Annotated in this window: 22 protein-coding genes, 1 pseudogene and 1 CRISPR repeat array (1 of these 24 cut by a window edge); of the genes and pseudogenes, 13 read left to right on the top strand and 10 right to left on the bottom strand. The window is 51.5% G+C overall.

All coding sequences use genetic code 11. The features are described from left to right. Positions 1-12: 12 nt before the first annotated feature. The 4 genes from AQ981_RS19315 to AQ981_RS19300 all read right to left on the bottom strand — a co-directional run bounded on the left by AQ981_RS19315 (position 13) and on the right by AQ981_RS19300 (position 3,111). On the bottom strand, positions 13-717 hold the full coding sequence (locus AQ981_RS19315) for a fimbrial biogenesis chaperone (protein ID WP_071608950.1): 705 nt from the start codon (positions 715-717) through the stop codon (positions 13-15). Between the two features lie 67 nt (positions 718-784). Further along, complete coding sequence (locus AQ981_RS19310; protein WP_071608949.1) at positions 785-1,348, bottom strand: fimbrial protein; 564 nt, start codon at positions 1,346-1,348, stop codon at positions 785-787. Positions 1,349-1,960: 612 nt separating this feature from the next. Continuing rightward, complete coding sequence (locus tag AQ981_RS19305) at positions 1,961-2,443, bottom strand: hypothetical protein (protein ID WP_058913387.1); 483 nt, start codon at positions 2,441-2,443, stop codon at positions 1,961-1,963. Continuing rightward, positions 2,440-3,111: a winged helix-turn-helix domain-containing protein gene (locus AQ981_RS19300; protein WP_161969181.1), complete on the bottom strand. Its 672-nt coding sequence runs from the start codon at positions 3,109-3,111 to the stop codon at positions 2,440-2,442. The genes AQ981_RS19305 and AQ981_RS19300 overlap by 4 nt, the downstream gene beginning before the upstream one ends. Positions 3,112-3,471: 360 nt before the next feature. On the opposite strand from AQ981_RS19300, the gene AQ981_RS19295 reads away from it, so the two are divergent. Further along, the gene (locus AQ981_RS19295; protein WP_058913385.1) at positions 3,472-4,125 is read left to right on the top strand and encodes an EAL domain-containing protein; all 654 of its coding nucleotides are present in this window, start codon (positions 3,472-3,474) and stop codon (positions 4,123-4,125) included. Positions 4,126-4,197: 72 nt separating this feature from the next. Here the strand turns inward: AQ981_RS19295 and AQ981_RS19290 are convergent, their stop codons facing one another. Genes AQ981_RS19290 through AQ981_RS19275 form a run of 4 tightly spaced genes read right to left on the bottom strand, consistent with a single transcriptional unit; the run spans position 4,198 to position 9,171 of the window. Beyond that, the gene (locus AQ981_RS19290; RefSeq protein WP_058913384.1) at positions 4,198-5,346 is read right to left on the bottom strand and encodes a fimbrial protein; all 1,149 of its coding nucleotides are present in this window, start codon (positions 5,344-5,346) and stop codon (positions 4,198-4,200) included. Then, positions 5,339-7,801 carry a fimbria/pilus outer membrane usher protein gene (locus AQ981_RS19285; RefSeq protein WP_058913383.1) on the bottom strand — a complete coding sequence of 821 codons (2,463 nt, stop codon included), beginning with the start codon at positions 7,799-7,801 and terminating at the stop codon, positions 5,339-5,341. Before AQ981_RS19285 ends, AQ981_RS19290 begins: the two co-directional genes overlap by 8 nt. A 27-nt stretch (positions 7,802-7,828) precedes the next feature. Further along, positions 7,829-8,554: a fimbrial biogenesis chaperone gene (locus AQ981_RS19280; protein ID WP_249226348.1), complete on the bottom strand. Its 726-nt coding sequence runs from the start codon at positions 8,552-8,554 to the stop codon at positions 7,829-7,831. A gap of 53 nt (positions 8,555-8,607) precedes the next feature. Further along, positions 8,608-9,171, bottom strand: coding sequence for a fimbrial protein (locus AQ981_RS19275; protein ID WP_249226347.1), 564 nt, complete (start codon positions 9,169-9,171; stop codon positions 8,608-8,610). A 440-nt stretch (positions 9,172-9,611) separates the two neighbouring features. Here AQ981_RS19275 and AQ981_RS27735 point away from each other — a divergent pair, with 440 nt between their 5' ends. From AQ981_RS27735 to AQ981_RS28460, 10 genes are all read left to right on the top strand, one after another. After that, positions 9,612-9,761: a hypothetical protein gene (locus tag AQ981_RS27735; protein ID WP_154675957.1), complete on the top strand. Its 150-nt coding sequence runs from the start codon at positions 9,612-9,614 to the stop codon at positions 9,759-9,761. A gap of 163 nt (positions 9,762-9,924) precedes the next feature. After that, positions 9,925-11,154 (top strand): amino acid permease, encoded by a 1,230-nt coding sequence (locus AQ981_RS19270; protein ID WP_058913381.1) that lies wholly within the window; start codon positions 9,925-9,927, stop codon positions 11,152-11,154. 209 nt (positions 11,155-11,363) lie between these two features. Beyond that, complete coding sequence (locus AQ981_RS19265; protein ID WP_058913380.1) at positions 11,364-12,191, top strand: phosphate ABC transporter substrate-binding protein; 828 nt, start codon at positions 11,364-11,366, stop codon at positions 12,189-12,191. Further along, positions 12,188-13,066, top strand: coding sequence for a PstC family ABC transporter permease (locus AQ981_RS19260; protein ID WP_058913379.1), 879 nt, complete (start codon positions 12,188-12,190; stop codon positions 13,064-13,066). The genes AQ981_RS19265 and AQ981_RS19260 overlap by 4 nt, the downstream gene beginning before the upstream one ends. Next, positions 13,063-13,953, top strand: coding sequence for a PstA family ABC transporter permease (locus tag AQ981_RS19255; protein ID WP_058913378.1), 891 nt, complete (start codon positions 13,063-13,065; stop codon positions 13,951-13,953). Before AQ981_RS19260 ends, AQ981_RS19255 begins: the two co-directional genes overlap by 4 nt. Then, positions 13,950-14,705 (top strand): phosphate ABC transporter ATP-binding protein, encoded by a 756-nt coding sequence (locus tag AQ981_RS19250; RefSeq protein WP_058913377.1) that lies wholly within the window; start codon positions 13,950-13,952, stop codon positions 14,703-14,705. Before AQ981_RS19255 ends, AQ981_RS19250 begins: the two co-directional genes overlap by 4 nt. A gap of 244 nt (positions 14,706-14,949) precedes the next feature. Further along, on the top strand, positions 14,950-15,228 hold the full coding sequence (locus AQ981_RS27730; protein WP_154675956.1) for a hypothetical protein: 279 nt from the start codon (positions 14,950-14,952) through the stop codon (positions 15,226-15,228). A 46-nt stretch (positions 15,229-15,274) separates the two neighbouring features. Then, complete coding sequence (locus AQ981_RS19245; RefSeq protein ID WP_058913376.1) at positions 15,275-15,979, top strand: fimbrial biogenesis chaperone; 705 nt, start codon at positions 15,275-15,277, stop codon at positions 15,977-15,979. Positions 15,980-16,029: 50 nt separating this feature from the next. Continuing rightward, positions 16,030-17,187: a fimbrial protein gene (locus tag AQ981_RS19240; RefSeq protein WP_058913375.1), complete on the top strand. Its 1,158-nt coding sequence runs from the start codon at positions 16,030-16,032 to the stop codon at positions 17,185-17,187. A 152-nt stretch (positions 17,188-17,339) separates the two neighbouring features. Further along, on the top strand, positions 17,340-18,005 hold the full coding sequence (locus AQ981_RS28460) for a molybdopterin dinucleotide binding domain-containing protein (protein WP_082683223.1): 666 nt from the start codon (positions 17,340-17,342) through the stop codon (positions 18,003-18,005). A gap of 144 nt (positions 18,006-18,149) precedes the next feature. Here AQ981_RS28460 and AQ981_RS19230 read toward each other — a convergent pair whose 3' ends face one another. Beyond that, the gene (locus tag AQ981_RS19230) at positions 18,150-18,560 is read right to left on the bottom strand and encodes a putative T6SS immunity periplasmic lipoprotein (RefSeq protein ID WP_058913373.1); all 411 of its coding nucleotides are present in this window, start codon (positions 18,558-18,560) and stop codon (positions 18,150-18,152) included. A gap of 5 nt (positions 18,561-18,565) precedes the next feature. Beyond that, positions 18,566-19,132 (bottom strand): type IV secretion protein Rhs, encoded by a 567-nt coding sequence (locus AQ981_RS19225; RefSeq protein ID WP_249226346.1) that lies wholly within the window; start codon positions 19,130-19,132, stop codon positions 18,566-18,568. Between the two features lie 426 nt (positions 19,133-19,558). Here AQ981_RS19225 and AQ981_RS27380 point away from each other — a divergent pair. Both AQ981_RS27380 and AQ981_RS27725 read left to right on the top strand, forming a co-directional pair. Next, positions 19,559-19,678, top strand: a pseudogene (locus tag AQ981_RS27380) (IS3 family transposase); the annotation flags it as partial. 235 nt (positions 19,679-19,913) lie between these two features. Beyond that, the gene (locus AQ981_RS27725; protein ID WP_154675955.1) at positions 19,914-20,384 is read left to right on the top strand and encodes a hypothetical protein; all 471 of its coding nucleotides are present in this window, start codon (positions 19,914-19,916) and stop codon (positions 20,382-20,384) included. A 416-nt stretch (positions 20,385-20,800) separates the two neighbouring features. Next, positions 20,801-21,289: direct repeats of the CRISPR family, unit length 29 nt; unit sequence CGGTTTATCCCCGCTGGCGCGGGGAACTC; it runs 639 nt beyond the window's last position.

Genomic DNA, 21,289 nt, shown 5'->3' with positions numbered 1-21,289 from the left:
AAATCCGTTTGTTTATTTCCCTGTCTGGTTCACTACCCGCCGCGCGCCATAATCATTGATGATGACCGGGTAGTACCGGGAAACAGATTTTTTGAGGGTAAAGGTGAGGGACTCGCCCGGTTTAATCATGCCGCCGTCCGCTACCTGGTTTTCCCCTTTATCATCTTCGGTCAAATACGCCACCGTGACGTGAAACGGCGTGGGGTTACGGGCGGTAACGCGGTTGCCGCTCTGGCTCCAGACCAGCTGTGACGGCGCCGCCATAGCAGCTTTGGCTGTCAGGCCTGCCGGGCGGAAAAACAGCTTCAGGCGTGACCGGAAGGCCATATGCAACATGTTTTTCTTATCGTCGTTTTTCACCTTCGGCGGCACTTCCAGTACGTTGAGGTAAAAAATCGACTCTTTATCCTGCGGCAGCGCATCGCCGGTGTAGCGGATACGCAGCGTCTGGCCGCGGCCGGCGTTCACCCGGTTAACCGGAGGAGTGAGGTAAAATGGCGCTTTGGCGGTTTCCGGAGAAGATTTCGGATCGCCATTATCAATCCAGGACTGAATCAGCACCGGTCCTGAACCATTGTTACTCATTTTGACTGACACCTCTTTCTCCGCCGCCGGGTAAATCACGCGGGTGCCGGTGATGATCACAGCACTGTTTACCGGCAGAGAGAAGCAGGCCATCAGCAGTAAAGCCAGGCGGGGCAGAAGTGTCATTTTCATAGCAATATTCCATTACAGCCGGCGGCAGGGGATGCCGCCGGTTCCTTAACACAACACAGCGGAACGATTACTGGTAATCGATGCTGAAGTTAACCATGCTGGTTACAACGCCAGGAGTGGTGGGCCCCATTGCATAGTACTCAACAGCGTACGGCAGAGTAGCGGAACCAGAAGAAACATCGATACGCGTGGTCGCACCAGCGCCAGAAGTCTGAGAGGTGTCACCGATCTTGATAGCGTTCTGGGTGTGATGATCCAGCAGCTGCAGCTGAACGTTGGTTGCGGCGTTAGCAGAAACATCGGTATTGTTCAGGCGATAGTTAACGGGATCCACCGTTGAACCCGCTTCAAAGAATGCGGCGGCAGTAGAGATAGTGCCCAGGCTATCGCAGTTAGCCAGCTCGATATTAAAACCTGTGGTCCCGGTCGTCTGACCAGCGGCAGTCAGCAGGTTGATGGATACCGTAGGCAGAACCACAGTCGCCGGAGAAGTCTGGCCGTTTACGCTGATATCACAGGTAGCAGCAACCAGTTCCCCTTCGAAATAGATAGTGCCGTCAGCAGCGAATGCAGAAGACGCCATGAATGCAGAGGCAACAGCAACAGATACCAGTGCTTTATTCAGTTTCATACAATAACTCCATTTATTTCGTTATATGCCCAGTGAGGCAGTACTTATATGCAATAACAACAACCTGTCGTTATTATGCAATGACGTCAGGCAACACCAGTAATTAATGCCTGAGCATATTACTGTCCAGTGAGTACTAATATTGCTACATATGATGTGACAACCAATAACAATCTCAGTGTCGGCCTGCAGACGAATAGTACTTATCCCCCTTCCCCCTGTAAATAATAAAAGGTCATGATCAGTCGGCATTTTCCTATTTTCAGAGATTTTTCCTAACCATAAGAAAGTGGTAAATAGCGATGCAAGAAAATATTCCTGGCAAAAAATGAGACTCGAGTATCAAAAACAAATCTTAAAATAATTAAATATCATCATGTTATCAAATTACCCAGGATTATTTTCTTAACAGGAGAGTAGAAAGATCCTGGAACAAAATGTCGCAGAAGACCCGGAGTCAATACCAAAAATAGCAACAACCCATTGTTTTTTATGACCAAAGATAAGACTCACAATCAAATAGAGGTAGGAAAAATTCGTATATGCCAGTGCTGATGACTGGTTTTCGCTGCGCCAGATGATTTCTGACGCAGGGTCGGTGGACAGAGAAGGTTAGGCTGCTTTACCATTTTTATTCTGCTTCACACAGAAGAAAAATGGCGTTGATACACCACGAAAATATAGCGCGTTTTGCCCCGCGCCATATATTTCCATATTAAAACGCTGGCTATAAATCTTCGCCATCATCTCTTGCGGTGCTTTATCGGTATCTTTTTTAATGTCTACCTGACGAATGGTAATATCATAAAGGTTATCATTACGCTCATAATGCCAGTCGAACCAGATTTTGCGGTTCACCAGCCACAGTACTTCGCGATCGGTTAATGTGCCATACAGATTGACGAATCCTTTACCATTGGCAAGCATAAATAACGTCGCCGTGGCGTCCAGCGTGACGCTATTCTCCGGCCCATCGACGGTATGCAATACTTCCGCCTCACAGCGCACCTCCAGCGCTGAAGATGATCGCTGCACCAGAATCACGCAGGCCAGGAGCACCGCCACCACTGCCGTCACCACCGCGAAAAATTTCATGCCATCCCCCAGCTAATCTTTTTAATATTTTCACAACGGGTATATTTCCCTTGTTCACCACGCTGACACCAGGCCAGAAAAGCCATATGTCGCCGCTTCCATGGCTCATCATAAGTGGTAAAAAAGACATCCCGCGCATGGGTATCGCAGTTCAGAGTGATATTAAATTTCTCCAGCGTGGCGATGACATCCTCCCGACTCAGCGGCGTATCCTGCATCAGATAAAAACGGCATTGCGCCTGGGTAAATGTCTGTCTGGCCGGCAGTTCCTGTGGCGCGGGCGACAATACCAGCCACAGCGCCCCGACCAACAGGGCTCCCCCTGTGGCGCAAAGCGCCGCCAGCCTGGCGATTTTTCTCCTGGCAGCGGGCGCAGGCGGAACCCGGGTTTCTTCACCGGCGGAGTCTGCCGTTTCATCAGTACTGATCTCCTCCACGCTGGCCTGAAAAATAATCCCCTGTTTCGGTAACGTGGTAATTAACACCGATTCAGGCAATAAGGCCGTCAGATTTCGACGCAGGATACTCAAATAATTATTCAGATTGCTGTTTGACGCCCGATAGCCGTGATCCTCCCAGACCCGGGTTAATAGCTCCTCACGGGTCACCATAGTACCGTTGGTTTTAATAAGCTCGCTAAGCAATCGTGCTGAAGGCGCCGGCAACACGAGGGTATTTTCCTGTTCTCCTTTGATGGATATTTCTTGAGCGTCTTCATCAAAAAAAATACATTTTTCAATTAGGTATAGATTTTTCATCATTGATAATTTATATCTGTGGCTCGTGGAAATATTTTTGAAATAGATCGTCCACAGAAGATTCATATCTCATTTTTTCTTTCCTGCTTTTATAAACTATTTTAGCGAAGATAACTCAGGCAACAAAAGTATTATATAGCCTTATAAACCCAAAAACCACAACAAATCAGAATAAAAAACTATGTTTTTCGCTTAAATTCAATTAATAACACCAAATAATAATCAATAAATTAGTATATAACACCAACGCAAGTCAAAAGAGCCTCAGAAATGAAGGAAATAAAAGGAATTCGCCTGCAACCCATTATAGATCTGCATAGTGAAAAAACATTCGGCTATGAAGTTTTGTCCGAATTATCTCCTGATGTCGATAATGAAATCTGGTTTCACCAGCAATCACCGGACCGCCTTCTGGCGCTTCATCAATGGCAATTACAGCAGCTTGAAACATTGCCGCTCAACGGCACATTATTCCTCAATCTACCGCTGGCCGCGCTCCAGCTTCCCGGCCTGGAACAACAACTGGCCGGCGAGAACCGGCAGACGGTTATCGAACTTCAGGATCCGGAAATGCTGTTAACCCTGAGCGAACGTCAACTTTCCCGGCTGCGCCAGGGACTGTCAGCGCTCAGTCTGGCGGGTTTTGCGGTGTGGCTTGACGATTACCGCCCCTGTTATAACGCGGTGCTGAACCAGCTTGACTGGCGATTTGACGGCATAAAAATCGACAAGCACGTTTTCCAGCAGCGCCGGCATTCTCAGGAAGCGCTGATCCGACTGATCGGCGATACCCGTAAGTATGGCGGTAAAATCCTCGTTGAAGGTGTGGAAACAGCAGGCGATCTGTTTGCAGTACTGCAATCCCCCGCCGACATGGCGCAGGGCTTTTTCTGGCCGGAAATACGCATTCCGGCGGCCGCTTAAAAACAGCCGGCCAGCAATCAACGCTGGCCGGAAAATGACATCTTCAGTGCCGGCAATCGCCAGCGTCACGCTTCAGTCATAATTAAACATCAATTGGGCGGTGCCCAGCACACTACCGGTCGACAGCACCTTCTTATCATAGACCTGATAATAGGCCACCAGGCGGATGAAAAAGCGGCTGCCGGTATCCTGATCTTTTGAGATATGCAGCAGTTCCGTCGTGCCGGGCGCTGAACCAATGCCATTGGCAATCACCACCCTGTTGCCCCCGGGCTGGCGCAGCGCAATCCCGACGCCCAGCGCATCGCTGTCATCGTTGACCATCACATAGCCCGTGTCGCCGTCTTCAATCAGATCATTACTGGCCAGCCAGGCGGTAACGTTACGCGTTGCCCGATTCCCGCCCTGAAGGCTGTCGCACGACACCGGCAGAGTGAAGGCTTTTTCACCCGCGGTACCGCCTTTCTCGTTCAGACTGTCGATGGTCACCGGGTTAAGCATTACGGTCATATCATGAGGCAAATCGCAGGTGGTCTGGGTTGGTTCAAACTGGATAGCCAGTTGCTCGAAAGCCAGATAGTGGTCGGTATTCCATCCTGAAGCCGGCGTTCCCTGCATCACATAGTCCCATACCTCACTGGCATAGGTGTACTTGTTACCGGTGATACCGCCGTAACTATTACTGCCATCCCCATGGCCACTCATGACAATCGCCGGCAGGTTGGCCAGACCCGTGGTGACCATCTTTGAACGGCCTTCCGCATCCTGCGGTTTTTCGGTCAACAATTCAGCGGTCAGGGTGTAATCAGTACGGTAGCGGGCAATACTGTAAACCCCCGGTAAACCGCGAACTTTTACTCGGGGCGGCCCTTCCACTTTGAGGTTGAATTTAATCCAGTAGTAACTATCCCGGTAAGCGCTGGCAAATAAGACATAAAAAGGCCGATCGTCAATTGCGCTGAAGAAATAGGCATAATCCGCGGTCCCCAGACAGTTCATTTTCCCCGACCACGAGGTGGTCCAGGTATAGGAGACTTTATTCCCGTTGAGAAACGCCTTCGACAGGTTGATTGACCTCAGCGATTCCTGAACGCGCTTCTTCTTCAGTACAAAGCCGTAGGGATCGCAGGTATTGGCGATTACCCCTCTTTCGTCCTCAGCTTTAACGGCGGTGACATATCCCGCCAGCAGGAATATCACTAACAACAATCGTTTATACATGGGTTCGATCCTTTCTCGCCGTACAAATATTGATTTGGTTCTCTGCCGGGTGGGCTATCACACATGCCCGCGCTTTCAGGCCAATCCGCAGTGATGAAGGTAATGTGTTGGCTTTTATGTAGGCCTGGCTGCCCTGAGCGACATAGCCCACTTCCTGCCCGGCGCTATCGTAAATCGACGCGCCAAACGCCACGGGAGAACCGTCCTCATTTTGCAGACGCAGGATAAACAGCTTACGGGGATCGGTTTTATATTTAACCCACGAAATACTGCCCTCATATGGCGCGACATGAGCAACATTGCTTTGTACGTCAATATCCGGATTTTCACTGTTGCTGGTATCCAGCCAGAATTGATTCATCCGGTAGGCTACAGCGCCGGAAACTAACGCCTGTCCACGGCGATTGGTGCGCTGCGCATGGTCATTATTGATCTCAGCGCCTTCAATCCCTGGGGCTTCCACAATGACAAAGTTACTGCCTGAGTCCGGCCCGGCCAGCACGCCGCCGCTCCACGCCAGCAAACTGCCGCTGGCGCCCACCGATGCCTGCCGGTAGTCGGCGGAATCGGACACCCCGGCATTCAAGCGCGCCCAGGGCGATTTCCAGCCGGCATACAGATCGGTAGAAACACCGCTACCTGCCCTGTCGTGTGAAAAATCAACGCTGTAATCGATATCGCGGGCCACGCCGCTCATCCCCAGGCTGGAGGAGGCGTAATGACCGTTATTCATTCGGCTACGGGCGTTAATACTGGCCGGCGAATCAAACAGCGAAAACGGGATGGTCAGCGAAAAGGTGGCGCTGGTTTCACTGCGCCGCGGCGCGCTATCCACACTGGCTGAAGAGGAACGGCTATACTCACGGCGCCCCAGCGACAGCATATAGTTGATCTGCTGAAAACGATTACTGTAGGTCAGGTTATATTGCCGGGTACTGCTGCGATCGCCGCGGTAGTTTCGGAACCATGCATCCAGCGCCAGACGCCCCATGTCATCTCCCAGCGGCTGGCTCAACGCCACGCTGAACGCCTGTTTACTGCCGAAGGTGGAGACATACTGCCGCTGGCTATCGCGACTGACAAATTCCGGTAACGTCATGTAGTCCCGGGTACGGTAGTACCAGGTCGCCAGCGTGACGTTTGTTTTGGTGGGTAAATATTTACTCCAGGACAGGGAATATTTTTCGCCGCGCCGGGATGATTCATCGCGCCAGCGGGTCTGCTCTACGCTGGCGGTCATCGACCCCATCCACGGAAAAGATACCGCGCTGCCCATCAGCAATGCATAATAATTCTGGCTTACGGTCAGGCCGTTAAACCATGTCCAGTAGTTATTTATTCCCCGCGAATAATCCGCCTGGCCAAACCACGGACGCTCTCCGTAACCTGATGCATATACTTTGCCCACATTAACGCGAAAGTCAGAGCTCCCGGGACGCAGCATCGTCGACATGGTGGCAAAAGGTACCGTAAAGCGTTCGGTCAGACCGCCGCTGTTCCGCACTTCCACTTCCAGATCGTCCCGCGAACCGGTCGGCATCAGATCGCGAATGGCAAACGGACCGGGGGGAACCGAGATTTGATAGATAACTTTGTGATTCTGGGAAACCAGCACCACAGCGTTGGATGTGGCATTACCGGTAATCACCGGCATATAAACCTGGTCCTTATCCGGTAACATCTGCTGATCTTTATTCAGCGTAATACCGCGGAAGGCGATACTGTCGAAATAATCGGAGGAGGTATACATCTCGCCGGCGCGCATCAGCATGGTCAGCGGCGCGATGGGCTTTTCCAGATAACGGCTGCTGGTAAACCAGTTCGAGCCCCCCTGGCTATCGTGTTGCCAGGTAGAGTTGTCTCGCAAATACCAGCCAAACAGATTCAGGCCGCTGTGTAATGACAAGAAGGCGGAACGGGAAGTACCGCTATCATAGGCTTTATCCTTCCCGGCATAGGCATTAAGGTTGTAGTTGGTGTACAGCCCGTTAATCCCCTGGTTCCACAGGGCGGGCGCCACCCAGTTTTTGTCATGGGGAGCGACATAAGCCTGGGGAACTTCCAGATCGAGACGCAACTCTCCGGTGTGCAGAGTACTTTTTCCACCGTGCAGAATATCGTTCAGCGCAATATCATCGGTATCGTTTTTATGCTGCAAATGATCCAGATGACTGATACCTAATAACAGGGCATCACGCTTTTTCATGGTGAAGTCCTGGCTGTTATTCCCGGCAATACTGACCTGATATTTACCCTTCCACTCTCCGTCGACATAAATATCAAGTTCGTACTGTCCCGGCGAAATAATCGGCGCCCCCTTCCCCCATTCTTTTTGAGAAGAGTCGCCGACCAGTAAACTGCTATTAAATGTTTCCGCCTCACCGTAATATGGCCACAAGGCAAGGGTTATTGCGTTCAGCAATATCCCTTGCCTGATTTTGCAGGCAATATTCATTTTCATTTCCCGTTTTATTATTACGTATTAAAGCGTGTAGGAGATTACGGCATACTGTTTACTTCCGAAATCGTCCATCCGCGCAATTCGGTACTGTGAACTTTTGGTCAGTTGTACTGGCAACACATGACAGCTAAATGGGGCGATAAAGGCCGTTTCAGAAAGCAGATTGGTATTTACCGTCTTTTTCACATCACCGCCACGCCACGGGGTTAACTGTGTCAGGGTGACATAATAAGGCGATTGATTGTCCAGACAGGTCGCCCCTTTCTGGCGGCGTAGCGCGAGGTGCTGATCAATGTCCTGGACATTAACCGCCAGACCTTGCGGGCGATAAAACAGTTTGATCCGGCTGCGCAGCGCAACCTGCAGGTAATTAGCGCGATCTTCGCTGACTTCCGGCACCGGCGGAACATCCAGAACATTTAGCCAGAATACCGATTCCCGATCCGCCGGCAATTCAGAAGCGTTCCGGGCGGAAATTTTTAATGCCTGTCCTTCGCCGCTGTCAATTTTCACCACTGCTGGCGCAACAGAAAACGGCACGACAATTTTTTCCGGGGTGGTTTCTGTATTACCGTCATCTATCCATGTCTGAACCAGATGCGGCGTGGTGCTTTTATTAACCAGTTGCACATTGACGACTTTGGCATTCTGCGAATAAATAACTCGGGTAGTATTGACTACCACACTGGCGGCTGTGGACCACGAATAGCATAAAGTGGCCAGCAGCGTGAAATAACGCAACATCATCTTAATCACTATTTTTCAGGTAAAGAAACGGGGAGTTGCCTCCCCGTGGGTCATTACTCGTAAGTAAAGGTATAAGTCGCAGTTGACATCACGCTACCGTTGGAGATGTCGCTACCGCCATAGTTGTAGTAGTTAGCGAAGAAGCTAACTTCTGCGCCGGCTTCACTGCCAGCCGCGTCTGATTTCACGCCAGTATCCACTGCAGTATCAAAATCGATAGACGTTGAACCATCTTTCGTCAGGGTAATCCCTACCCCTTTAGCGGAACCGGTATTCTTCAGATATTTTTCATCGTCAGAAACGTACGGGCTGGTAAAGGTGATTTTCAGCGCCTTGGCATTCTCTTTAGTGCTTTTACAACCGGAAACACGCATTGAGAACTGTTTAGCTTTTTCGGTGACGACACCCGCCTGAGTACCCACTTCTGTCGTGGTGACCGGCGCCAGATCGACAGTAAAGTCAGCGCCTTTGTCGGTCGTGATGTTACAGGTTGTATCGGTAACCATCCCACTAAAAGTAATAGTACCACCGGCAACGCCTTCATCAGTTACGGCCAGCGCCTGACCAGCGGTCAGCAGCAGAGAAGCTGCGATTATGCTTTTTTTGAACATCATCATATCCTGAATAATTTCTGAACAATTATCTTGCTCTGCCTGCTCCGGCGCGCTCTCCCGGTAGCGCTTGTAGAGTTCCTTTCTCCTTCGCAACAGAACGTGATCATCATCACACGCAGAACATGAAGCCAACAGTTAACTCTGATAATTAATAAAAACATAGATTATTAATCTGATTAAAATTTATTAATTAGACTTAACAACCAAAAGTTAGCCATGACAAGGCACAGAAATCATAAAGCGCCAGTCAATTTTCATCCCGTTAGCGCAAAATGGGCGGGCGCGGTATCGATTATTCCCCCTGCTCCGGGCACCTCTGGCAAGAATGACTGAATGATATTCCTGGGGCTATGCGCTCCGTGGGACGTTTATCCCCGACCCGGAAACCAGAGCGCTGGTGGCGCGTTACTCTCCTGCGGGTACCCCCGCCGCCCGGACCAACGATGGATTTGTCTGGTGGGTCGAAGCCGGAGGGCGTTGATAGCATGGCGCTGTTTTACGCCGCGCTGGCCCTGACGCCGGGCTATATGTACGTATCCTCCCGGCAGAGGCTATTCCGGCGCCCTGCGTCTCTCCTGCCGCTATCCGTTTAATCAGCACTACGTTCAGGCGATCCGCCATACCGGGAAGCTGGCGCATGGCTTACTGGCGTCAGCGGCCAATAAATCTGTTGAATAACAGTTACCTGCCAGACGGGTATATTTTGTGGTAGATTAGCCCGCTTTTTGAAACATAGTCAGATGAAATATTTGAATAATGCGTAAATTCTGGACAAAAGAAGAAACTTTGTGGAGTTTCGCCTTATATGGTACTGCGGTAGGCGCCGGTACCCTGTTTCTACCCATTCAGCTCGGCTCGGCGGGCGCCATTGTACTACTGCTCACCGCGCTGATCGCTTTTCCGTTTACTTACTGGCCGCATCGGGCGCTGTGCCAGTTCATTCTTGCCGCCAGAACCCGCGGGGGAGAAGGCATCACCAGCGCCGTCTCCCACTACTATGGCAGAACCATCGGTTATCTGATTACCGGGCTCTATTTCCTGGCGTTTTTTGTAGTAATCCTGATTTACGCGCTGGCAATCACTAACTCCCTGACCGGGCAACTGGCGAAATACATTCCGGTCACTACCGGTATCCGGGCGCTGGTCAGCCTGGGCGTAGTGGCCGCGCTGAATCTGATCTTTCTGATGGGTCGCCAGACCACCATTAAAGTGATGGGTTTTCTGGTCTTCCCACTGATCGGCTATTTTCTGTTTCTCTCCTGCTATTTAATCAGCCGCTGGCAAACCAGCCTGTTGACCGAAGGATTAACCTTCGACAGCCACGCGCTGGGGGAGATCTGGATGTCAATTCCGGTGATGGTATTCGCTTTCAGCCACACGCCGATCATCTCCACCTTTGCGGTCGCCCAGCGCGAAAGCCACGGCGCCGGGGCGCTGGACAACTGCAAAAAGATCATGCGCGTCGCCTATTTCATTATTTGCTGTAGCGTGCTGTTCTTTGTATTCAGTTGCTTCCTGTCGATTCCCGCGGAATTGATTGCCTCGGCAAAAGCACAGGGCGTCACGATCCTCTCGGCGCTGGCCATGATTCCCGGGACGCCGGCGTGGCTGGGTATTTCGGGGTTTCTGGTGGCGATTATCGCAATGTCTAAATCTTTTCTCGGCACCTACTTTGGAGTCATTGAAGGCGCTACCGCCATTGTGAAATCGACGCTGCATGCCTCAGGTTGTAATAAGAGCCGCGCTTTCTGCCGGGCGCTGTCGATTGGCCTGATCTCGGCGCTAACCTTTGCGGTGTGCTGTATCAATCCCAACGCGCTGGCAATGATTTCTGCCATTAGCGGGCCGCTGATCGCCATGATTCTGTTTATTATGCCGACCCTTTCCACCTACCTGGTGCCGGCGCTCAGGCCCTGGCGTTCGCTGGCGAATCTGTTGACGCTAATCGTCGGCATTCTGTGCGTGTCGGTCATGTTTATTCACTAACCGTTTCACCCCGGGTACAACGGAAGTACCCAGCCTCATGTAATACACGGACAAATGAAAGCGAATATAGCGTAGCCTGATTAACCCGATCGTCGTCACACTGAATAACCAGCACCACCCCGCACCGCGTAACGCTTTAGATTTTCCGCAAAGAAATATGCTATATATCCCCCGCCTGAACATATTCAGACAATGAGGGAGCATCTGCCATGAATCGTTCTTTACTGTATATCGCCAGCGCACTGCTGTGCTTTTCCACTTCCGCCCTATCGTCAACACTCGACGATTTCCGCGGCCAGAGCGGCACTATCAATATCGCCGGCGGCACCGCCCACATTCCGGTGATGGTCGGCGCGGCGAAAAATATCATGAACGCTAACCCCGGGGTGAATATCACTGTCACCGGCGGCGGTTCCGGCGTGGGGGTACAAAAAGTCGGCGAAGGGCTGGTCGATATCGGTAACACCGGGCGGGCGCTGAAACAAAGCGAGATAGATAAATATGGTCTGGTGACCTTCCCGTTCGCCATTGACGGCGTGGCGGTGGTGGTCAATCAGACCAACAGCGTAAAAGCCCTGAGCCGCGCTCAGTTAAGTGACATCTTTGCCGGCAACATCACCAACTGGCAGCAAGTTGGCGGCCCCGACGCGGCGATTTCACTGTATGTGCGGGAAGACGGTAGCGGCACCCGGGAAGTGTTTGAAGAAAAAGCCCTCACCCCTGGCACTACGCTGGCTGGCGCCAACGTCGTTAACTCTAACGGCGCCATGAAGACGGCCATCACTCAGGATAAAAACGCCATTGGCTATGTCGGCATCGGCCACCTCGATCAAGCGCTGAACGGCGTGTCCATCGATGGCATGACGCCTTCCCAACAGAGCGCCGCCGACGGCAGCTACAAAATTACCCGTCTTTTATATATGAACACCAAAGGTCAACCGGTCGGGTTAACGAAAACGTTTATTGATTACATCTATAGCCCGGACGGCACCACCATTATTGAAAAATCCGGGTATTTACCAACAGGCAAACAGTGAGTCAATCCCGCAGCGGCCCGGGTATCCTGTTACAACTGGCGACCGGGCTAACGGCCGGAGCAATCGGCCTGATTTTCCTGATGGTGCTGGCCTTTGCCTGGCCGGTTTTTTTTCCGTCGGCGGCGGGCGCCGATATCGGCCTGTTTTCCTGGCAATGGCGACCGGCGGCCGGGCTGTTTGGCATTTTGCCGATGATCGTCGGCTCTGTACTGCTGGCGATTTCCGCCGTCAGTATCGCGTGGCTGCTGTCGCTGGGGATCAGCGTCTGGCTGCTCAGCGCCGCTGGCGGCGCCACGTCGCGCACCAGGCGTTGGCTACAGTGGCTTATCGCCGGGCTGATCCGTTTTATGACCTCCGTCCCCACCGTAGTATATGGCTTCGTGGCGATATTCCTGCTGGTGCCGATCGTCCGGGAAGCCGCCGGCGGATCCGGCCTGAACTGGCTTTCCGCCAGCCTGACCCTGAGCCTGCTGCTGGTGCCTACTATGGTGCTGGTGATGGAGGCGGGCCTGCGTCCACGGATGGAGCAGATCTCACTGAGCGCCAGCGCGCTGGGTTTCAGCCGCGCGCAGAGCGTCACTTATTTTGTCCTGCCGCAGGGAAAGCGCTGCCTGCTGACAGCGCTGGCGCTCGGTTTTGGCCGCGGGATCGGCGATACCCTGATTGCTCTGATGTTATCCGGCAACTGGCCGCAGATTCCTTATCATGCCGCAGACAGCCTGCGCACCCTGACGGCGCATATGGCGCTGGTGACCGCCAATGAAGTCGGTGGCGCGGCCTATAACTCGCTGTTTGCCGCCGGGGCGATTCTGCTGCTGATCAATGTCTGCGTCAGCCTGGGACTGCGCATGCTGAACCGGAGAGCGGAACAGTGAGAAGCGACTGGCGCAGCAACCTGCTGATCGGCGCCGGCTGGCTGGCAATCGGCATATTACTTGTGGCGATGGGCAGTCTGCTGGGTTTCCTGCTGCTGCGCGGGTTTTCGTCCCTTAACCTCGCGCTGTTTTTCGGCGATACCGCGCCGCTAGACGCTATACGCGGTCTGCACCCGGTATGGGACGGGATCTGGCCGGCCTGTGTCGGCACGCTCCTGCTGGTACTACTCACCGTGGCCCTGGCGTTGTTTCCCGGTATCGGCTGCGGCATCTGGCTGGCGGAATACGCCAGCGCGCGCCAGAAACGCTGGCTGGGCAGCGCCATCGATATCCTTGCCGGGATGCCGTCGATTGTCATGGGGCTCTTCGGTTTTACGCTGATTTTACTGCTGCGCGACACCGTGCTGCCCGGCGCGAATACCTCCTTAATTCTGGCCGCCGCCTGTCTGGCGCTGCTGGTGTTGCCCGGTATCGTACTGACCACCCGCGAAGCCCTGAGCGCGCTGCCGGACGATTTACGCCTGACTGGCGCGGCGCTGGGGTTCAGCCAGCGCCAGCAGCTACGCTTTATTCTGCTGCCCGCCGCCAGCCGGGGAATACTCGGCGGGATCCTGTTGGCCTGCGGGCGCGCCGCGGAAGACACCGCCGTGATCCTGCTGACCGGCGTGGTCGCCAGCGCCGGTCTGGCGCAGGGACTGTTTGATAAATTTCAGGCGCTGCCGTTTACCATTTACTACACCGCCGCCCAGTACCAGACTCCGCAAGAGCTGGAGCGTGGGTTTGGCGCCGCGCTGGTACTGTTGCTACTCTCCGCCGGGCTCTTGCTGCTGGCGTGGGGCATTGAACGTAGCTGGCGCGCCCGTTGGCAATCAGGAACCGCACCATGACTATCGCCGCCCGGGTCCGGCAGTTGACCCTCGCATTTCATCAACACACCATCATTCATGACGTCAGTCTGGAGATCCCGGCCCGGGGAATCAGCGTGCTGGTCGGGCGCTCCGGCTCGGGGAAAACCACCCTACTGCGGGCATTTAATCGGCTTAATGAAGAGTTTAAGGGCTACCGCGCCCGGGGCGAGATATACCTTGATGGCGGCCAGGGGCTGGAAAAGCAAGCCGCCGTGTACGGCGGTTCGCTGAGCGCCCTGCGCGCCCGGGTCGGGATGGTCTTTCAAACGCCAAATGTTCTGCCGGTGAGTATCTGGCGCAATATTGCCCTGCCGCTTGAAAAGTTAACCGCCTGTCCGCGCCGCGAGATCGCTTCCCGGGTTCAGGCCAGCCTGGAAGATGTCGGACTCTGGCAGGAAGTCGCCGATCGCCTGCACCGCCCGGCGGCGCAACTCTCCGGCGGCCAGCAACAGCGCTTATGCCTGGCGCGAACCCTGGCGATGGCGCCGGATATTCTGTTGCTGGATGAGCCCACAGCCTCACTGGACCCCGCCGCAACGCAGCACATCGAACAATTGCTGCTGCGACTGGCCGACAAACACACCCTGATCATGGTTTCCCACAGCCCCGGCCAGGCGCTACGTCTTGCCGATCGGCTGTTTATTTTTGAGGATGGCCGCCTGCGGCAAGCGCTGGAAAACCCACGTCAGTTGACAGAGCCACAGTTAATCACCCTGATGGGGATAATCTGAAACACGCGTGATGACCGGCAGGTGAATGTACGATAAACAGCCTGATATTATCTGGCCGTTTACCCATAATAATTAATCCATTTTCCTGGCTTTTATATCTAATTACTTGATTCCTGTGCTGCGGCTTAATAATTTTTAGGATAAATTCACCCTGAAGGCAATTATATAACAGCACCAGAATTTATCTGAATATCACCTGCGCCCGTGGTAAACCAAACATCAACAGCGCATTTAACACCATGAAATGAGTACAAAAATCACAGAAAGGCGACCAGGAGTATTCCCGCAAAAATCCCGTAACCCTGTTGAATCCTTTGGTTTTAACGATTACACTCCCCCGGTAAATTCGCTCCGCGAAACATTTACAGAACGTTATATTGTCAGCCGCGTCGTGGATGCATCCTCTGACTGGCAATACGACTTTTATTTATTTTCAGTAACATTATCTGATAGCCGGGCTGGCGTTTTTTCAGCGCAGAATATGGCTGAATATTATCTGCAGCGGCAAGAATTAAGAAAATAATCTTATTCCCTGATGATGTTGCCACCCGCTGTAATGGAAGATTGCGATGAAAATGACACTGCTGCCCCGTCTGGCCCTGTTGCTGATCGCCTGTTTCTCTCTGCCGGTAAACAGTGCAGTGGTTATCACCGGCACCCGCGTGATTTACCCGGCTGCAGAAAAAGAGGTGTCGGTAAAAATGAATAACAACGGCACAGGCCCGGTGCTGATCCAGGCATGGATTGATGACGGAGACGAGAAATCCACCCCGGAAACCGCTAAAGCGCCATTTTACCTCACTCCCCCGGTTAACCGGGTGAACGCCGGCCGCGGCCAGACGCTGCGTATCCGCTATACCGGCGATGCGCTGCCGCAGGATAAAGAATCGCTTTTTTACCTCAATGTGCTGGAAGTCCCGCCGAAAGCCAAAGACAGCAAGGACCAGAATGTACTGCAAATGGCCTTCCGTTCACGCCTGAAGCTGTTTTTCCGCCCCGCCAGCCTGACCGGCAAAGCGGCTGCGCAAGCGCCGGAAAAACTGCTCTGGAGCCGCGACGGTAATCGCATTACCGCCCGCAACACTACGCCATTCCACATCACCGTGGCCTATCTGGCGGAAGATGATAAAGGGGAAAAGCCCCTTTCCGATGGCGGCATGATCAATCCCAGCGAGTCGATGACACTCACCCTCAGCAAATCAGTATCCCGTTACTACCCGGTCATCATTAACGATTTTGGCGCCCTGCGGGTGATTAACCCGACGGCGAAGTAAGCGACAAAAATAATCAGTGCGGATAACCAGCGCTATTGCAGGAACATAAAATGGATGTAAAACAAATAACAGGACTGTTTTTCCTGGCGATGTCAGGTATCGCCTCCAGCTACGCCAACACGCTGACCTGCTCGGTCGATAGCCGTTATCCGGGTGATGACGGGGTGCTGAATATTTCCGGACTGGTTACCGCCGGTGAACATATGCCGCCAGGGTCGGTGATTTATCAGGCTATCTACACCTCCAGTGTCGCCAGCGGCATGACCTGCGATACGCCGGACGAATGGAGCAGCGGCTACATTAATTTTCCCTATACCATTAATTATGTCACCCGGCCATTACCGCTGGTATCCGGGCTGGTGGGCCCAAACGGCGGCGAAATTTATGAAACCAACGTGCCCGGCATCGGCGTCACTCTGTATTTTAATCCGACCAGGCCACTGCCTTATTCCTCTTATGTCCAGAGACTGCCTACCATCGGCGGTGTAGAAAACAGCAGTGGTTCGGGCTTCAACTTTATTATCCGGTTACAGCTCATTAAAACCGGTGATTTCGATTCCAATGCCGTGGTCGATGGTTCTTCATTCCCGACGCTTTCTAACACCTTTAGCGAACCCACAAATTTGCCGCAGCATACCTTTATCGGCTTTCCGTTCGTGACCAACAACCTGAGCTTCGGCGGCCAGGTGCAGTTTATTAAAAGTACCTGCCAGATAACGAATCCGAGCGATACCGTTTTTTTAGGCAGTTATAAAACCGCCGACTTTGACGGTATTGGTAGCAGTACGCCGTGGAAGGACGCCTCGATCAACCTGCACGGCTGCTCCAGTTTTAGCCCCGGTTACTACAATGACAAAAACTACACTGTCAAGCTGACCGGCCTGGGAACGCTGCCGTCAGGCACGCCAAATGCCAACAAAGTGACGATTAAGGTGGCTTCCACGGAGACCATTATCTCTGACGTTGAGGGTATTATCGGCTTATCCGCCGACTCAGAGAGCGCCGAAGGGTTAGGCATCCAGTTGGGGATCGAAAAGAGTGGGACGGTCACCCCCATGCCGTTAACCAGCGGCGCAGAAATCGCGCCGCCAGCCGCCGGCACCACCACCATGCAAATCCCGCTACGGGCGCGCTATATCCAGACCGAGAGTACCCTCAAAGCCGGCAAAGCCAACGGCGCTATTGTCTATACCATCAATTACCTCTGACTATCGCTCTTCACCGGCCAGCCCAGCGCTGGCCGGCATCAATCTTTCCCGGGCCCCCTGGCGCCTTTTTTGCCGTACCTGGCTTTTGTGATAGCGGTTAAGGAACCCATGCGCATGAAAGCCGTGAATAACCCACAGCCAGAGGCCCTGATATGGCTGCGCTATGCCGGAGAACAGCAGCAGCGCCAGCTACAGCAGTGCCGCCGGCGGAGTCCCCGGACGACGATTACCCGCTGGCGCTCAATACCGGGCGCCTGCAGCACCAGCGGCACACCCTGACCAGAACCGGCAAAATCACCGCCCTCAATAAACTCAACCCGGATCCGTTTGTCGAAACCCACCCCGACTATGCCGCGCGCCTGAGCATTCACGAGCAGATGGCGGTTGAGATCCGCTCGCGCCGCGTCTCAGCGACGCTACCGGCGGTGATTAGCCCACGCGTCCTGCCCGGTTACTGTTTTGCGCCGTTCCACTTGAACGATCTGTTTGGCCGCTGCCTGGCGGTGAATGCCGTGACGAGCTGGCGGCGCTACAGCGGGATGGCTACCTGGAGCGGCTGGATACCGCGTTTTCGCGGGATCAGGCGCCGAAAAGCTATGTCCAGCACCGGATGCTGGAACAGGGCGCGCAGATATGGTCCTGGCTACAGTGAAGAAGCATGGTTTTATGTGTGCGGGGATGCGGCCAGCATGGATAAAGATATCGATGCCGCGCTGCATCAGATTGTGGAAATCCATGGAGGCGTTGACGCGCCCTGCGCCGCGCAATATGTCACCCAAATGAAACAGGAGAAGCGCTACCGCAGGGATGTGTATTGAATAATAGCGCGGACGGTTGCGGGAGTTCCCTCGCTGATGCGGGGAACTCGCAATAACACCGGCGCCGATAACTGCGGCGGCCGGTTTATCCCCGCTGACGGAGGAATCTTATCCAGAATGTAGTAAACAAAATCGGTGACCTGATTAATAAAGCGGATTGACTGCTAATTTCCCATCATTACTCCAGAGCGTGAATCCTGCATTATATATACGCGCCGCAGGAAATCTGCCTTTCCCTTTCTTCTCTGGCGACTCAAGAATCACGCTAAAGTTATAAGACTTGCCGACATCAAAAACAAAACCAAAGTCCGGAACACATTTACTGCCTGCTGGCGGAATGGCAAGATCATATTTATCCAGTTTATTATTATCATTACCCACCTCAGCAATGCTTACGGTCACAATCTTTTCATCTCCTTCGGGTTGAACCATGACGCAAACGTGATCAGCTATGGCGACAACCTTTGCGCGAAGCTGCGCAGGGCGAGGATCATTCGCATGCATGCACCCCGTCAGAAGTAAAATTAGCACGCCGGCATATAAAATCATTTTCATTGCGGTTACCTTTTTTCAAGAAATTGAGAAAGTACCTGCTCATACATGGTGATAATATTTTCATCACTGACGCCCTGAAAATTAACGCCTCGATTAGTAAAGTCCAGCCACTTTCTGTGTCCATATTGACGCAGAAGCCAGTAATCCGCAATAATCGATGCCTGTTGCTCCATTGAATAATCTTTTAATAATTTTTTCCCATCCAGTCGATATTTATAGTCAGCCGCCCAACTAAAAAGACCTCTTACTCTGACCCACATCCCATTATAGCGCTGCCAGACATGCGCCATCTCATGAATAAATGTATGCTGTTCGTTAATGCTGGCTAATGAAAAATCCGATCGGTACAACTCTTCTCTGAACCATAGTTCTCCATTCGGCGCCATAGCATATTTTGGATTTTGTAAACCGAACGGGAAATAGCTGTCACAGTGCACCCACACCTGGTTATATTTAATAGAATTACCAAATACGGACCTGGACAGACGTATCTCACCCGTTGTCAGAAGCCGCAATGTTCCCTCTTTTATTTCCATGTCATCTGTCATGAATAAAATATCCTTATACAACATTTGCTCTCCAGGCCCCCATGCCCGCTTCAACTAAAATAACACTATGACTTCAGAGTGCCAACTGTCTTTTTCTTATACAGAAAAAACTCACTCAGATTGATGCCTTCCACTGTTGAGATGACTAACGATCGACACTCCCCTGGATATATCTGAACAGAAATTTCCGAAATTACCAGTATCAACCGACATCATAAACTTATCACTCTCACTTCTATCATCAACACATATATAAAAAGTGAAATAATTAATATATTTAATAATTAAACAGTTCGTAAATACCGGAAGAGCTCAAATCCGCCAATCAATTCCTTGATGATTTATCCCCACGAGCCGGGGAGCACTAAAGCAAAAATCTCTTTCATAGCAAGGATGATCTTACCCAGCATTAGTGGACACACGACTAAGTGAGTAAACTCTCAACCAGAGGTGACTCATGACAAACCATCATCAATCAATAAGAAGCCACGTAAGCAACACACACCTGAATTTCGCAACGAAGCTTTGAAGCTTGCTGAGCGCATTGGTGTGGCTGCCGCAGCCCGGGACAATTTGAAAACCAGAACCTCGCTTAGAAGCATGTCCATATTAGGCGGGTAGAATCAGATCGCACAATCCGGGCTGAGTTCCCTTTAAGTGATCTACTATTCCGCGCAGCTATTTAATTGACTCACAGTGTATAAATTCTTCCTGATTAAAGTTATTTTAATATAATTAAAGTTGATCTCACTTTAAAAAAAATGTACACTTTTTAAGTATATTTATATTTTAAAGGGAGTAAATTATGGATCATATAGTGGTAGCTTTACGTACCAGAGAAGAAGCTGACGGGAAATTAGCAAAAACTTTAATTGAAGGTCATAGATTAGCAGGAATAAATACAAAAAACACTTTAAAATATTTATATTCAGGCATTGAAAGACTAAGTTGGTATGGCTCTTGTGCTTTCGATGATTACAAGGATATTTGTACCAGACTTAAACATGAAGATATAAGGACTCTGGGTAATTTATCAAATATGATAATGAATAGAGATAAGCACATAAAGATATTCACATTATATTTTGAAAGATTAGCTGAAAACGAAAACTTAAGTGAAAAAGAAAGACAAATCCTGAAAGAGAACCTGAGAAACGAGTCACTACGTGGATCTATCTATTTAGCGGGTTTATTTGCGCCAGCCAGTGTAACAAATAGATCTTTAGCGCACGGATTAGCACATATAATAGTATCATCGCCAGGAAAGTTGACTTAGTAAAAAGAGCAACCAAGAGAGCCATGGGTTTAAGTATCATACAACATTATGGCATGTTACAAGAGCGATTGAAAACTGTAGATCCTGAATTTTATTGGATGCTATATAACAAACGACCAGAAACGAGTTACATATTTGTTGAGCCCATATTAAAACCTTATTTAGGATACGCAGGCATTAATAATGAGAAAGAAGTACGAAATATCATACAAAATATATTGAGAGACTTATGATAAAAAGACTCCTGTTAGATATCTGGTCACAGTTATCAGTATATATCATTATAATATTAACTTCTATTATAGTATATATAGCAAATATATTTATACCTGAATATACATGGGGTATTGCAGTAGTATCTATAATTATTTTACTCTATATATTCTTAAAATATTTAATTAAATAAGCACATTGACTGGTTTTTTCCCGCTGGCGCGGGGAGCTCGCAATTTTGAGGATAAGCGCCAGATCAGATTGCGGTTTATCCCCGCTGGCGCGGGGAACACATATTTATGTGATGTGGATTTAGAAGATATGACGGTTTATCCCCGCTGGCGCGGGGAACTCAAGAACTGAAATTATACGGTGCCAGTGATGACCGGTTTATCCCCGCTGGCGCGGGAAACTCTATCGTCTACCTAAAAGAAAAGGTCCGGCCCGCGGTTTATCCCCGCTGGCGCGGGGAACTCCAAAAAAGCGCTGGCGTTGTTAAGCGTCAGGCCGGTTTATCCCCGCTGGCGCGGGGAACTCTGCTGGCCAGTCACTGGCCGGAAGTCGTGAACCGGTTTATCCCCGCTGGCGCGGGGAACTCGCGGCGTGCAATGCAATAATTCCCGTCGCCACCGGTTTATCCCCGCTGGCGCGGGGAACTCTGTTTCGCCAGCCGACGCCATGAGGTGATATGC

Origin of the sequence: Entomohabitans teleogrylli, from assembly GCF_001484765.1 — a bacterium.
Taxonomy (GTDB): Bacteria; Pseudomonadota; Gammaproteobacteria; order Enterobacterales; family Enterobacteriaceae; genus Entomohabitans; species Entomohabitans teleogrylli.
This window is presented reverse-complemented; position numbering and strand designations above follow the sequence as displayed.

What these genes read in the sequence shown, in the direction of transcription:
- AQ981_RS19315 (WP_071608950.1), bottom strand. Translation starts at nt 717, where the DNA reads ATGAAAATGACACTTCTGCCCCGCCTGGCTTTACTGCTGATGGCCTGC.
- AQ981_RS19310 (WP_071608949.1), bottom strand. Translation starts at nt 1,348, where the DNA reads ATGAAACTGAATAAAGCACTGGTATCTGTTGCTGTTGCCTCTGCATTC.
- AQ981_RS19305 (WP_058913387.1), bottom strand. Translation starts at nt 2,443, where the DNA reads ATGAAATTTTTCGCGGTGGTGACGGCAGTGGTGGCGGTGCTCCTGGCC.
- AQ981_RS19295 (WP_058913385.1), top strand. Translation starts at nt 3,472, where the DNA reads ATGAAGGAAATAAAAGGAATTCGCCTGCAACCCATTATAGATCTGCAT.
- AQ981_RS19290 (WP_058913384.1), bottom strand. Translation starts at nt 5,346, where the DNA reads ATGTATAAACGATTGTTGTTAGTGATATTCCTGCTGGCGGGATATGTC.
- AQ981_RS19285 (WP_058913383.1), bottom strand. Translation starts at nt 7,801, where the DNA reads ATGAATATTGCCTGCAAAATCAGGCAAGGGATATTGCTGAACGCAATA.
- AQ981_RS19280 (WP_249226348.1), bottom strand. Translation starts at nt 8,554, where the DNA reads ATGATGTTGCGTTATTTCACGCTGCTGGCCACTTTATGCTATTCGTGG.
- AQ981_RS19275 (WP_249226347.1), bottom strand. Translation starts at nt 9,171, where the DNA reads ATGATGATGTTCAAAAAAAGCATAATCGCAGCTTCTCTGCTGCTGACC.
- AQ981_RS27735 (WP_154675957.1), top strand. Translation starts at nt 9,612, where the DNA reads ATGGATTTGTCTGGTGGGTCGAAGCCGGAGGGCGTTGATAGCATGGCG.
- AQ981_RS19270 (WP_058913381.1), top strand. Translation starts at nt 9,925, where the DNA reads ATGCGTAAATTCTGGACAAAAGAAGAAACTTTGTGGAGTTTCGCCTTA.
- AQ981_RS19265 (WP_058913380.1), top strand. Translation starts at nt 11,364, where the DNA reads ATGAATCGTTCTTTACTGTATATCGCCAGCGCACTGCTGTGCTTTTCC.
- AQ981_RS19250 (WP_058913377.1), top strand. Translation starts at nt 13,950, where the DNA reads ATGACTATCGCCGCCCGGGTCCGGCAGTTGACCCTCGCATTTCATCAA.
- AQ981_RS27730 (WP_154675956.1), top strand. Translation starts at nt 14,950, where the DNA reads ATGAGTACAAAAATCACAGAAAGGCGACCAGGAGTATTCCCGCAAAAA.
- AQ981_RS19245 (WP_058913376.1), top strand. Translation starts at nt 15,275, where the DNA reads ATGAAAATGACACTGCTGCCCCGTCTGGCCCTGTTGCTGATCGCCTGT.
- AQ981_RS19240 (WP_058913375.1), top strand. Translation starts at nt 16,030, where the DNA reads ATGGATGTAAAACAAATAACAGGACTGTTTTTCCTGGCGATGTCAGGT.
- AQ981_RS28460 (WP_082683223.1), top strand. Translation starts at nt 17,340, where the DNA reads ATGGCTGCGCTATGCCGGAGAACAGCAGCAGCGCCAGCTACAGCAGTG.
- AQ981_RS19230 (WP_058913373.1), bottom strand. Translation starts at nt 18,560, where the DNA reads ATGAAAATGATTTTATATGCCGGCGTGCTAATTTTACTTCTGACGGGG.
- AQ981_RS19225 (WP_249226346.1), bottom strand. Translation starts at nt 19,132, where the DNA reads ATGTTGTATAAGGATATTTTATTCATGACAGATGACATGGAAATAAAA.
- AQ981_RS27725 (WP_154675955.1), top strand. Translation starts at nt 19,914, where the DNA reads ATGGATCATATAGTGGTAGCTTTACGTACCAGAGAAGAAGCTGACGGG.